This is a genomic window from Pedobacter sp. ok626, assembly GCF_900100435.1.
In the GTDB taxonomy this organism is placed as follows: Bacteria; Bacteroidota; Bacteroidia; order Sphingobacteriales; family Sphingobacteriaceae; genus Pedobacter.
This window is the reverse complement of record NZ_FNEX01000014.1, coordinates 1-11935: the sequence shown is the minus strand read 5'-3', so window position 1 is coordinate 11935 and position 11935 is coordinate 1. Positions and strand designations below refer to the sequence as shown.

General features: G+C 39.2%; 14 protein-coding genes. 6 read left to right on the top strand and 8 right to left on the bottom strand.

The window, feature by feature from the left end:
• Nucleotides 1-3: 3 nt before the first annotated feature.
• The 6 genes from BLS35_RS18465 to BLS35_RS18440 all read right to left on the bottom strand — a co-directional run bounded on the left by BLS35_RS18465 (nt 4) and on the right by BLS35_RS18440 (nt 6531).
• A complete protein-coding gene (locus tag BLS35_RS18465) occupies nt 4-708 on the bottom strand; it encodes an HmuY family protein (protein WP_090783876.1) in 705 nt (234 codons plus the stop codon).
• 62 nt (nt 709-770) lie between these two features.
• Nucleotides 771-1718, bottom strand: coding sequence for a hypothetical protein (locus BLS35_RS18460; RefSeq protein WP_090783874.1), 948 nt, complete (start codon nt 1716-1718; stop codon nt 771-773).
• Between the two features lie 6 nt (nt 1719-1724).
• The gene (locus BLS35_RS18455) at nt 1725-2690 is read right to left on the bottom strand and encodes a hypothetical protein (RefSeq protein ID WP_132226027.1); all 966 of its coding nucleotides are present in this window, start codon (nt 2688-2690) and stop codon (nt 1725-1727) included.
• A 13-nt stretch (nt 2691-2703) separates the two neighbouring features.
• Entirely contained in the window at nt 2704-3474 is a 771-nt protein-coding gene (locus BLS35_RS18450) for an HmuY family protein (protein WP_090783871.1), read from the bottom strand.
• Between the two features lie 15 nt (nt 3475-3489).
• Nucleotides 3490-4152 (bottom strand): HmuY family protein, encoded by a 663-nt coding sequence (locus tag BLS35_RS18445; RefSeq protein WP_090783868.1) that lies wholly within the window; start codon nt 4150-4152, stop codon nt 3490-3492.
• Between the two features lie 12 nt (nt 4153-4164).
• On the bottom strand, nt 4165-6531 hold the full coding sequence (locus BLS35_RS18440; protein ID WP_090783865.1) for a TonB-dependent receptor: 2367 nt from the start codon (nt 6529-6531) through the stop codon (nt 4165-4167).
• A gap of 353 nt (nt 6532-6884) precedes the next feature.
• On the opposite strand from BLS35_RS18440, the gene BLS35_RS18435 reads away from it, so the two are divergent.
• The 5 genes from BLS35_RS18435 to BLS35_RS18410 all read left to right on the top strand — a co-directional run bounded on the left by BLS35_RS18435 (nt 6885) and on the right by BLS35_RS18410 (nt 10893).
• Complete coding sequence (locus BLS35_RS18435; RefSeq protein WP_090783863.1) at nt 6885-7721, top strand: heme/hemin ABC transporter substrate-binding protein; 837 nt, start codon at nt 6885-6887, stop codon at nt 7719-7721.
• Nucleotides 7718-8761, top strand: a complete 1044-nt coding sequence (locus BLS35_RS18430; RefSeq protein WP_254778968.1) for a FecCD family ABC transporter permease — start codon at nt 7718-7720, stop codon at nt 8759-8761. Before BLS35_RS18435 ends, BLS35_RS18430 begins: the two co-directional genes overlap by 4 nt.
• Before the next feature lies 1 nt (nt 8762).
• Complete coding sequence (locus tag BLS35_RS18425; RefSeq protein WP_090783860.1) at nt 8763-9560, top strand: heme ABC transporter ATP-binding protein; 798 nt, start codon at nt 8763-8765, stop codon at nt 9558-9560.
• A 273-nt stretch (nt 9561-9833) separates the two neighbouring features.
• Entirely contained in the window at nt 9834-10025 is a 192-nt protein-coding gene (locus BLS35_RS18415) for a cold-shock protein (RefSeq protein ID WP_084292065.1), read from the top strand.
• Nucleotides 10026-10170: 145 nt separating this feature from the next.
• Complete coding sequence (locus tag BLS35_RS18410) at nt 10171-10893, top strand: 3-ketoacyl-ACP reductase (RefSeq protein WP_090783853.1); 723 nt, start codon at nt 10171-10173, stop codon at nt 10891-10893.
• Between the two features lie 64 nt (nt 10894-10957).
• Here the strand turns inward: BLS35_RS18410 and BLS35_RS18405 are convergent, their stop codons facing one another.
• The gene (locus BLS35_RS18405; protein ID WP_090783849.1) at nt 10958-11326 is read right to left on the bottom strand and encodes a YybH family protein; all 369 of its coding nucleotides are present in this window, start codon (nt 11324-11326) and stop codon (nt 10958-10960) included.
• Nucleotides 11327-11461: 135 nt separating this feature from the next.
• Between BLS35_RS18405 and BLS35_RS18400 the strand changes: the two genes are divergently transcribed.
• Entirely contained in the window at nt 11462-11647 is a 186-nt protein-coding gene (locus tag BLS35_RS18400; RefSeq protein ID WP_090783847.1) for a hypothetical protein, read from the top strand.
• A gap of 169 nt (nt 11648-11816) precedes the next feature.
• Here the strand turns inward: BLS35_RS18400 and BLS35_RS27885 are convergent.
• Nucleotides 11817-11935, bottom strand: a 119-nt coding sequence (locus BLS35_RS27885; protein ID WP_175459613.1) for a transposase, incomplete at its 5' end; no start/stop codon positions are given.

Below are 11935 nucleotides of genomic sequence, written 5' to 3'. Positions count from 1 at the left end.
AAATTACTTGATTTGGAATTTAGTGCTGCCTTTTGGTACTATAACGTATTCAAACGTAAAAAATGGCATTGGTACATCGATAAACCATTTATCAGCTGTAAATGCATCTTTGTAAATGCTGATCATTTTTATTTTCGCGTAATCGCCTTTTGCAGTGCGGATAACCAATGTGCGTTTTTCGGGCATAGCGTAAGCTACGTGCTTTTTTCTTGCACTGCCATCACCTCTTATCAATCCCGTCATATCATACAGATACCATCCTGTTCCTGAAGCCGCAGCGCCTTCTTTGTCAGTACCAAACACATCTTTTCCCGTTTTGAATTCTGAATCAGCTGGCACATCAGTTACCTGATCAAAAGGTTTTTCGATGATTGCAACTCCACCTACAGCATTGCTTCCAGCACCATAGTTGGTTGCCTCAGCACTGTTATTACCACTGATGAAGCTGGTCAGCATGCCGCCGAATGCCATATCCCATTCTGTTGTTTTTACTTGTGTTGCTGCAATCTCTTTTTTGGTATCGAAACTAAAGTATATAGTGGTTGCGCCTGTTGTAGCTGGAGCAAAATTCTCAATACGCTCCAGTTTATAGTAAAAGGTAGATCCTGCCTCTACTGTCTCTTTATCCTTTTTACAGGACGAAGCCATGATAGCGGTAAGGAGTAATAAGCTGCATATTTTAGCAGTTCTTGGTCTTAAATGATTCATAATAAATTAGTCTATTAAATATTGAATTGTTATTTCTTGTAGCTCTTTTGCCTATTAAAATATTACTCAACAACCGTAATGGGGAAACTCAAAAAATCCAGCTGACCATACCCAGCAGCATAATAGTCTGCGTCAGGATAAAAATACCTGATCCTGTTACAATCCCCTAAAGGAAAATTCGCAGGGATTTCCAAGGTCAAACTGTTTGCTGTTGTAGACTTCAGATTTATCGGAATAAAGGTTTTTGTGATCGAATTATATAACACTACAGCATTGACCTTATCCAAATTTTCTCCACCTGCGATCATGAATTGCCCATTTCTCTTAACTGTTGAAGCAACAGAGATTTCAGTTAGGACTACCGGCTTAGGATCTGCAATTACTTCAAAATTATCCTTAAATAGAACTGTTTTATTACCAGAAATAACCTTAACGCTTTGATAATTACCAATTGCAAAATCTGGATCCAAAATCACAGCAATAGGTGTGATCTCATTGATTTTAACAGGAATATCTTGTCCACTGGTGTTGACAAAGAATACCTTAGTTTTACCTTCTTCAACATCAAACAAATCACCACTTAACTGGGCCGTCCTATTTGATCTTAAAAATCTTTTATTTTTATAGATATCAGGCCCATAAAATGCGCTGATCATTGGTATAAGACTATTCACAATTGGCTTCAATTTGTAGGTAGTAACCGTTCCATTTTCGGCAGTCACAGTATAAGTTACCGACTCATTAAAGGATACTTTTGTGCTTGCAAGTGGTAAAATACTTGCTTTATCAGCAACCGTAATCGAAGGCGTAATTTCCTGAGGGATAGCCTGACCTACTGGCCAGTATAAAATGATTTCATTGTTTTCAATTACAGCCTTTAACTGCGCTCCATTAGCGTCTTTAATAGAAAATGCAAGTATATCAGTATATGGAAGGGCAGGATATTCTTTTTTACAAGCACTTAAGCTGAATAAAAAAAAGATTGAAATGTATAAATATATTGATTTCATTGTTTTCTATTTTGCGTTTACAGTTATTGGCCAAAATGCATTTATAATTGGGAATCCCTCAAATAATATGGAAGGGTAATAGGTTCCCACTGGCACAGTCTCAGGAATCTTCACAGTAGCCAATGTTCTGCTATAGCTAAGAACAGGAAGTGATACATCTTGCCCGGCAACATTAATCGTAATGGATTTTAAGTCTTTAAATACGGGACCACTTGATTTAATAGTAAAGGTATCGCCCTGTTTCGCGATTATAGAAACATAATCCACTTGTGGTAAAATGTATTCCAATGTAACAGGGTATTTTAAATCTGTAGTAAGTGATTGTACTTTTACCCTCACTTTATAGAGTCCGGGATCCAGGGTCTGAGGCACACCAACATAACCCATTGAATACACTTTTTCGGTCGCAGCCATCAACACATTTACAGCTGCTGGCCCATAACCAGTAGTGTAGGACATTTCGGTCTCCGTATTGTCAGCTCCAACAAGAAATATTCTTATTTTGGTCGGATCGAGGGTATTAAAGTTACCAGATAAATTAATCATGTAATAGCCTATGCCCCATACAACAGTTTTACTCTCGGTAGATACCTCATTCACCTTTAATGGCGAAATCTGCTGCAGCTTAATTACTAACTTATAGGTTGCGGTACTTTTATCAGCGCCCGTCACAGTATAAGTTGTCTTGTTATCCAATACATCTACAGGTAAGACTTCAACTGAAAGTTTTGCTCCAGTAGCCAGCTTAATCTCTGGATCAATTACATCCAGATTATAATAAAATGGAAGGTATACTGTAATCGTTTTATCTGTTTCGTCTATTACACCGCTGATACTGCCATCTGATACAGGCACCTTGTAGGCTATTATTTTACTATTGGACTGTTGAGGCAGGTCCATTGTCTTTTTACAGGAGGATAAGCTCATTAAAGCAAATAATGTGCAGCAGAAGAATTTTAATCTCGATTTCATTGACTATGGTATCTTATTTAATTTCAAATTTTGTGCTCCCTTTTGGTACCATCACATATTCAAATGTGAAAAACATGTGCGGTGTAGTTCTGAACCATTTATCGGGTGTAAAAGCATCCTTATAACAGCTGATCATTTTTACTTTCGCATAATTTCCTTTGCCGGTCCGTACAACAATTGTTCTTGCCAAAAGCTGTGTTCCGTTTGTCATGGTCATTGGAGCAGAAAGCGCGTAAGCAACATGCTGCTTATCAAAACTTGAATTACTCATCAAACCGCCACCAAAATCATAAAGATACCAACCTGTACCAACACCAAAATCACCCTTTTCATCAGTCCCTATTACCGTTCCTTTTGTTTTAAACTGTGTGTCTGAAGGAACATCAACTACCTCATCGAAGGCTTTCTCAAGGATTAGAATGCCACCAACGCCCGGGCCACCATAGCCTAAATTAGAACCATCTGTACCGGAATTTCCGGCGATAAAACTATTGTAAAGTCCGTTAAAGCCCATATCCCATCTTGCTGTTTTAGCATATTTTGCAGGTGCTTCGGCCTTAGTTTCCAAACTAAAATAAGCCGCAGCCTTTGTTTCCGTAGGGTTTTTATCGTCAGTTTCAACGGCAAAGTTTTCTACCCTGTGAAGCTTATAAAAAGGCACCATAGCCGACTCAGGGGGTAACTCTTCGTCCGGTTTGGATTCATTAGATTTAGAACAGGCACCGAGCAGTATCACAGTGAACATGACAGCTGCGATTTGCGTTAGAAGTTGTTTTGTTTTCATTATCTTAGTTTATAATTAATCTTTCGTACTTAAATTCCTACTACCATCTTGCTGCACATAATACCTGAATGTGAAATAGGGAGCGGGCCAGTTCAGGTCACTCACTGTAGCAGGTGCGCCTTTATACATGCTGATCAGTTGCAATTTTGCATATTGACCATCAGCAGTCTTTAAAACATAGGTTCTGTTTTTTACAGGTACAGCGATATGCGTATTTAGTTCATAGAAGTACCAACCATCACCATTGCCGGGGTCCCATCCTACCGCATTCACTCCATTTTTTACAAATTCATCGTCTGAAGGTGCTGTTTTTACAGCATCATAAGCTTGATTGACAACCACCATCGCCCCTTTTCCTGGGCCCCCAAAACCGTAATTCTGGTTATCGGTGCCATTATTTACAGACACATAAGAATTGTATTCTTTGGCAAATGCGATATCCCAATCGGCAGTAAGCAGCTTACTTTTATCAACCTTATTACTCGTCTTTAAGCTGAAATAAAAAGTCTCAAATGGCTTTGCTCCACCTACAGTATTTCCTACATCCCCAGGCAAATCTCTTACAATGGTACTTTTACCATCTTCAAGATCGGGCTTAATTTCATCCTTCGTACAGGCAGCGAAGCTGATGACAACTGCCAGCATGACCATTCCTTGTATTAGTTTACTCTTTTTCATATTTTATTATGCTTAATCTTTAAAAAACCGCCAACTGATACCTGCGACTATGGCTCGTCCCTGCTGTGCGGGCATCAACTGATCCCGATAGTTCATCAGGTTATCTGCCGTAAGCTGTAACTGCAAATGCTTGTTGTAAAATGTTTTCTGTACTGCAGCATTCAAGAGAAAGAAACTGCGTACATAAGTATCATAGGGATCTAAAAAATTATTAGCCTTATTGTCTTCCATAAAACCATATTTACTCCTATAATTCACTCTAAATGTGCCTGTAATACCACTCTTTTCATGTGCATAACTGATTTTTAGGTTAGCCATGTGACGCGAGCGGTTGTTTAACCCCACATAATCTTTACGTGTGGCAGGCCTAACGTCATTGATATCAGTATCGTAAATAGATCCATACAAACCGGTACCGTTCTTTATGGAGTCGACCACACCTTTGTCTATCGCATAAAGCAACTGGTAACCGGCAGAGAGGTTTAAAGACTTCGTTGCCGACCAGCTTAAACCTATTTCTGTGCCCGTAGTGTATGCCCGGGCAATGTTTATGTACGAAAAGATCTGCTGATTATTGGTTTTAACTGCAACCAATTCTGAATTGATAAAGTCCTTCATATCATTATAAAAGACATTTACATCCAGTTTTAAACTTGTAAAAAGATTATAGTTAAAGCCCGCGCTATAAGAAACAGAGCGTTCGGGTCTTAAGCTGCCAATATTTTTAGCGATCGGCAATACACTCATAATCTGTCCAGCATCTTGCAGCAGTTTTAATTCTCGTCCAAATTCTTCCGATCCGAGCACGGTATAACCCGTTTGCAGGTTTGTAAACACAAGGTATAATTGCTGAAAATTTGGGGTTTTAAAACCGGTACCAACGGCTGCTTTTAGCCTAAGTTTTTCGTTTAAATTGTATTGCAATCCCAGGCTTGGATTTAATTTAGCGCCATACCGATCATGGTAATCGTATCTGGCACCAGCAGTAACAGACAGCTGATCAGCTGCCTGCCAACTGGCCTGAGCGTAACCGAAGTAATTTGCCATATTTTTACTACCCCTGTAAGCAGTGTTGTCTAACAATTCATAAGCAGCCCCAGTACCACCGGTAAGTTCAATAACGTTGGAGAAACGTTGCGTAACCTGCAACTCTGCACGATGCAAGTATTGCTCAAACCGGTTTCCGGGTATAACTACTCCGCTATTCAAATCTGTAATGTCCTGCGCCGTTTGATAACGTGTTAAATAATATTGAGTCTTTAATTTAAGTCCGTTATTGAAATTATTATTTAGGGCAATAGAGCCATTTAAATCATGTTCATCTAATATATCCTTACTAGGTTTAACCCCATAAGAAAGTTCATTTTCTGAATACCGGGTTACGTATCTTCCATTAAAATTTAAAGTACTTTTATCACTTAGCAAATACCTTCCCCTGCCCTGAAAAGCAAAACTGTTAAACGGCGGTGCGGTTTTACCTTCATTTAGGTAAGGGTTAGCGTTGAATCCATCGGTGCGGTAATAATTACCCGAAAAATAGGCAGATCCTTTTTTGCCTGCAAAAGGAGTTTCCCCTTCTAAAGTGGCATCCAACATATTAAAACTGCCATATGTTAATCCAGCCATACCTTGAGGATGGGTAATATTTTTCCGGGTTACGATATTAATAACCCCTGCCAATGCCTCACTTCCAAATAAGCAAGAAGAAGCACCTTTTATAATTTCTATGCGTTCTATGCTAGATACAGTAATTCGCGATAAATCAAAATTACCACCGTTGCGACCTACCATTGGTTGTCCATCGATCATAATCATGGTATAACCGCTGCCAAAACCTTGCATTTGTAACCCTACGGCTCTACTTCCAGCCCCTATATCACTTACAATGGCCAGTCCTGTTTGCTCTTTCAAAACCTCATCCAGCCTCCTGCTTCCCATCATTTCTATCTCCTTTCTCGATATCACCTTACTAGGCATAGCGGTACGTGTCATGTCAATAAAGTTATCCGGATTACTATGCACACCGCTAACATTTACTTCGTTCAGCGCATGATCACCCTGTTTTAGTTTAATAATGACATGCTGTATTTTGCCTTCTTCTATTTTTACCTCAGTCGCATACTTTTCGAAGCCTATTGCCTTTATAGTTAAATTATAGGTGCCTCCATATAAATTCTTGATGCTGAACTTACCATTGCCATCTGTAACCGCTCTTTTATTGTCTGGTTGTAAAACAACTGTAATTCCCGAGATTGCCTTTCCGGCTTCATCTGTAACTACCCCAGTCAGCTTGATCCTAACATCAGCAGCAAAGCCATAAATGCTAAGCAGGAGAAATACGAGGATAAAAGAATATTTTGAGGGTATTGAGTTGTACATTTATATCTACTAGTTATTTTTAATCAATCTAAATAAGATCACAAATATGCTTACATTTGCCAATAATCAAGCAACGTCAGCGGGATTATTTTTGACTATTTCGGGATTAAATTAACGGAATTGGGATTTTTCAGTCAGGTAACTGCCTGAACAGGCTAAAGAGAACATAAAAAACAAGTCAAACTAAAAGGCTAATAAGCAAATAGATGACTAACAAAAAAAATAAAAAAAGACTAAACCAGGACTTTTAAAATGATAAAATACCGATACCGACAATCCTCAATAAATTATTTGGAATCATTTTAATTAAAGCTTCCTTTGCACCGTGATCGCATACCTAATCCAATTATAGAATGAAGAAATCCTTATACATTTTACTGCTGATTTTTCTGGGCTACGGCATCTCAGCGAATGCAAACATGGCCCCAAAACGAATCATTACACTTGGTGCTGCGCTTACTGAAACAGTTGATGCGCTAGGTTTTGGTCCGCAGATCGTAGCCATTGATGTTACCAGTACCTACCCTGCATACACTGCCAAGCTCCCTAAAGTAAGCCAGAACCGGACGGTATCTACGGAGGGAATCATCTCTTTTAGTCCTGATCTTGTTTTAGCTCCAGAAGGCGGCTTATCGAAAGCAACCGAATCTCAGTTAAAATCAGCAGGAATCAGGGTAATCGTCATTAAACAGGAGTTTTCTGTTAAAGGAGCATCTGCCTTTATCAGGCAAGTTGCTGCCGCACTTGGCGTTGCTACCAAAGGCGAAGACCTGGTTAAAAAAACTGAATCTGAAGTAAACAAAGCACTGGCTCTTGTGAAGAAAAACCCTAAATCACCTAAAGTGCTATTTATTTATGCGCGAGGCACTGGAGTAATGATGGTAGCCGGTAAAGACACCAATATTGACGCAATCATTAAATTGGCTGGGGGAAAAAATGCAGCTCAAGGCTTCTCTAAATTTAAGCCATACACTACCGAATCTCTTGTAAATGCGAATCCAGACCTTATACTTATGTTCGATTTTGGTTATAAAAGTCTGGGTGGAGCTGCAAGTATTTTAAAAATGCCTGGTGTTTCGTTGACCAATGCAGGTAAAAATAAAAGGATCGTGGAAATGGATGGGGATCTGCTCACAGGCTTTTCTACCAGACTAGCCCAGGCACTTACACAGCTAAACGACAAGTGGTGAATAAAAAAGTACTGTTATATCTTATACTAATCATTGCATTATTTATAGCATCGGCCTTTTCGATGGGCTTAGGTGCAGTAAAAATCCCTATCAAAGAGGTACTGCTCATACTTTCAAAAAAAATAGGGTTATTTACCGATCCCCCTGTCTCTGCTCAACATGAAGGTGTTTTAAATATTGTACGTCTGCCCCGTGTAGCGCTTGGCCTATTGGTTGGTGCAGCCCTTGGCATTTCGGGAACTGCTGTTCAGGGCATCTTTAGAAATCCATTGGCAGAACCGGGATTAATCGGTATTTCTGCCGGAGCATCCTTGATGGCGGTTATTATTATTGTGCTTGAAGTAGCGCTATTTGCAGGTTTAAGTAACCTATTGGGTTATTACTTACTCGCTTTCGGAGCCTTTAGTGGTGCAGGAATAGCTGCTATGCTGGTCTACCAAATTTCTCGCACCGATGGTAAATCAAATGTGGCCACAATGTTACTCGCCGGTATTGCCATCAATGCCTTGGCAGGAGCTTTAACAGGCCTAATCACCTATATAGCCGATGATCAGCAATTGCGAAACATCACATTTTGGATGTTAGGCAGTCTGGCTGGCGCTACATGGGAGAATGTATTGGCCGTAGCGCCCTTTGTTTTAATTCCAGTACTCCTATTGCCGCGCATGGGTAAAGCCTTAAACGCATTCTCATTAGGTGAAGTCCAGGCGGCTCAACTTGGTTTAAAAGTAAACCAAATCAAAAGAAATGTCGTTATACTGGCCACCATGGGCGTTGGTGCAGCCGTAGCTGTCTCTGGTATCATTAGCTTTGTTGGCTTACTTGTCCCACATACCATCCGGTTATTTATAGGTGTAGATAATAAGCATGTGTTACCGGCATCTGCCTTACTTGGCGCATTGATGCTTACACTGGCTGATATGTTGTGTCGCACCATCATTGCACCTATTGAGCTACCAATTGGTGTAATCACTGCGCTATTAGGCACCCCGCTATTTTTGTATATTTTAATTAAGGATAAAAAGAAACTCGTTTTATAAAATGCTGATTGCTGATTCGTTGACATTTGAAATAGGAAAAAGATCGCTGGTAAAGGATGTTTCATTTAGCATCCGTCCCGGCGAGCTCCTCATTATTCTTGGCGCTAATGGGGCGGGAAAATCAACTTTGTTCCGACTGCTGAGTGGAGAAAGGATTCCTACCTGCGGCAGTGTACAACTACAGGGAAAAGAAATCTCTACCTATACAGCTGCGCAACTTGCCTTGAAACGTGGCGTGCTTAGCCAGCAAAACATTGTAAATATGGCTTTTACGGTTATCGAAATCGTGATGATGGGGCGATACCCGCATTACAGCAATAATCCTGCGATAAAGGACACAGAAATCGTACAGCAGGTAATGGAGTTAACCGGTGTTATCGCCTTTGCAGATCGTTCTTACTTAACCTTATCCGGCGGCGAACAACAGAGGGTACAGCTGGCCAGGGTACTTGCCCAGATATGGGATGTACCAAACGCTTTGTTGCTTATGGACGAACCAGTAGCCAGTTTAGATTTGCAGTACCAACAACAAACGTTAGCTATAGCCAAAATGCTAAGCAAGCGAGGCTTTATGGTGGTTAGCATTCTGCATGACATTAACCTGGCTGGACAGTATGCCGATCGCATTATTATGCTTAAAAATGGAAGGAAGTGGTACGATGGTACTGCCGCGGAAGTCTTGAGTTCCAAAAACATTTATGAAGTGTTTGAAATCAATTCTGATGTGTATACAAATCCAAGAACATTGAAACACTTTTTTATTCCGAGGAACGTTTCTCTAAATATAAATCCGCAATAATTTTATCTGTAAATCAACTATTTTTGCTTTATGACCACCAAATCTACATCCGAAAAAAAAACAGCATTATTAAAATGGCTGAGAAAAGTTGGGGTATGGGGATTCCTCTTTTTCTTGATTAAAGGCTTGATATGGCTTGCATTAGGCTATTGGGTGATCAAATAGTTGAATACTGAATTTACCCTTTATGTTAGCAATCAGTCACATCAACAAATAATATTTTGATTTACAATAAATTACATTACCTTTGTTAAATATTTAAATAATAATACAATGCAACAAGGAACAGTAAAATTCTTCAATGAGACAAAAGGTTTTGGATTTATCGTACCAGCTAATGGTGACGCTGAAATTTTTGTTCATTCATCTGGCTTAATCGATAGCATTCGTGAGAATGATTCAGTAAGCTATGACATCGAGCAAGGTAAAAAAGGCTTGAACGCAATTAATGTTAAGATTAGCTAATCAAAATATTTATAAATTGTTAAAAACATCCACCCTAACAGGTGGATGTTTTTTTTTGACCTTACGATTGCATCCCGTTTTGTAATTTTGCAACCAGAAGTTAATTCTATCGAATGGCCTCATCATATTAATACATTTTACATATATGGAAACTCTAAATAACAAAACAGCACTAATTACAGGTGCCGGTAAAGGTTTAGGCAAAGCAATTGCACTTACGCTTGCAAAAGAGGGTGTAAATTTAGCCCTGGTATCAAGAACAGCAAGTGACCTTGAAAAAGTAACTGAGCAAGCCAAACAAATAAATCCTGCAATTAAAGTTGTATATGCAACAGCCGATGTGGCTAACCTGGATGAGGTAGCTGCTGCCTGTGCAAAAATAACAGCCGAAATTGGCAACATAGATATACTGGTAAACAATGCGGGCATTGCCAAATTTGGCAAATTCCTGGAGTTAGAAGTTAGCGATTGGGAAAATATAGTAAAAACCAACTTATTTGGTCCTTACTATTTCATTAAACAAATCCTGCCTCAAATGTTGGAACGCAAAAGCGGCGATATTGTTAACGTTTCTTCAACTGCAGGACTTAAGGGTTCTCCGTTAACAAGCGCTTATAGCGCCTCTAAATTTGGTTTGATTGGCTTATCAGAATCATTGATGTTCGAAGCAAGAAAGTCTAACGTACGCGTATTTACGCTTACTCCAAGTACGATTGCTACCGACCTTGCGATAGATAATAAACTAACAGATGGCAATCCGGACTCTACACTTCAGCCAGAAGATTTCGCTGAATTGCTGGTTGCGCATTTAAAACTTCCAAACCGCGCATTGGTAAAAGATGTTAGTCTTTGGTCTACAAACCCATAAAAATAGAAAAGCCGCAAAAAATTGCGGCTTTTCTATTTTTAGCTTATCTAGCGCATTGGGTTAATCAATTCAAGGAAACATAAAGTTCGTTTTGAGTTAACCACGTTCCATTTACTTTGCGCCAGGTAGCGGCATAATTGCCGTGGTATTTATCATTTTTATAATTCCATGTTCCACTTTCCCAAGCAGTATCTCCACCATTGCTGACGGTAATTGTATCAGGAATACGCTCAAACAATGGACTACTATTTGAAAACATATATGTCCAATCTGCAGCAATTTTCGCTTTTCCAATGGTATAACTGCCATCTCCGGCAATCTGTACAAAATCTTTCATCCAGTGTTTAGAGACTCCTGCTACATCTTTTTTTGCTATACAACTGTTCGAATCAAGCCTTGCTTGTTTAATTAATAAAGTATCTGTTGAATTCATTGGACAATAGGTTTTCGAGGTAGCTAAATACCCTTAATTTTTAGCCAATGTATGGATTTTTGAAGAATCATTTAAGCAGATTGATTGAAACTATTACAACTTCCATTTGTTATAGCCTATATCAAAAATAAAAATATGGGACTATTAAAAACAGCACTAATAGGCGCCGCAGTTTACGGTGCTATTAAGTACATCACAAAAAAAGATATCAATGGCCGCTCTATTGTGGACGACCTTAAAGATAAAGCTCCCGAATGGATGGAAAAAGCCAAAGGTGTTAAAGACGAGTTGAAAGCAGAGCTAGAGCGTCAGCGATATTAAAAGTAGCCGTCTCATAAGTCAATTATGAGACGGTTTTTTTATTGTGTTATTTTTTGAGTTATTAGCTACTTTTTTCAGATCAAAGCTACAAGTTTTGGTTGAACGTTGATTTGTGTATGCATCTATGTTCCCCGGTGTACTTTAGCATTAAACAACGATACAAAAAGCTTTACGCTTTCCATTTTTTTAAGTTGTGAGCGATGGAAAGCAACCCGACTTCTACTTCAGCCTTGCTTATCCCTTTCAATAAAAACCGTTTGAAGCCACGATTAGCTTTGATATGTGCAA

What these genes read in the sequence shown, in the direction of transcription:
- BLS35_RS18465 (WP_090783876.1), bottom strand. Translation starts at nt 708, where the DNA reads ATGAATCATTTAAGACCAAGAACTGCTAAAATATGCAGCTTATTACTC.
- BLS35_RS18460 (WP_090783874.1), bottom strand. Translation starts at nt 1,718, where the DNA reads ATGAAATCAATATATTTATACATTTCAATCTTTTTTTTATTCAGCTTA.
- BLS35_RS18455 (WP_132226027.1), bottom strand. Translation starts at nt 2,690, where the DNA reads ATGAAATCGAGATTAAAATTCTTCTGCTGCACATTATTTGCTTTAATG.
- BLS35_RS18450 (WP_090783871.1), bottom strand. Translation starts at nt 3,474, where the DNA reads ATGAAAACAAAACAACTTCTAACGCAAATCGCAGCTGTCATGTTCACT.
- BLS35_RS18445 (WP_090783868.1), bottom strand. Translation starts at nt 4,152, where the DNA reads ATGAAAAAGAGTAAACTAATACAAGGAATGGTCATGCTGGCAGTTGTC.
- BLS35_RS18440 (WP_090783865.1), bottom strand. Translation starts at nt 6,531, where the DNA reads ATGTACAACTCAATACCCTCAAAATATTCTTTTATCCTCGTATTTCTC.
- BLS35_RS18435 (WP_090783863.1), top strand. Translation starts at nt 6,885, where the DNA reads ATGAAGAAATCCTTATACATTTTACTGCTGATTTTTCTGGGCTACGGC.
- BLS35_RS18425 (WP_090783860.1), top strand. Translation starts at nt 8,763, where the DNA reads ATGCTGATTGCTGATTCGTTGACATTTGAAATAGGAAAAAGATCGCTG.
- BLS35_RS18415 (WP_084292065.1), top strand. Translation starts at nt 9,834, where the DNA reads ATGCAACAAGGAACAGTAAAATTCTTCAATGAGACAAAAGGTTTTGGA.
- BLS35_RS18410 (WP_090783853.1), top strand. Translation starts at nt 10,171, where the DNA reads ATGGAAACTCTAAATAACAAAACAGCACTAATTACAGGTGCCGGTAAA.
- BLS35_RS18405 (WP_090783849.1), bottom strand. Translation starts at nt 11,326, where the DNA reads ATGAATTCAACAGATACTTTATTAATTAAACAAGCAAGGCTTGATTCG.
- BLS35_RS18400 (WP_090783847.1), top strand. Translation starts at nt 11,462, where the DNA reads ATGGGACTATTAAAAACAGCACTAATAGGCGCCGCAGTTTACGGTGCT.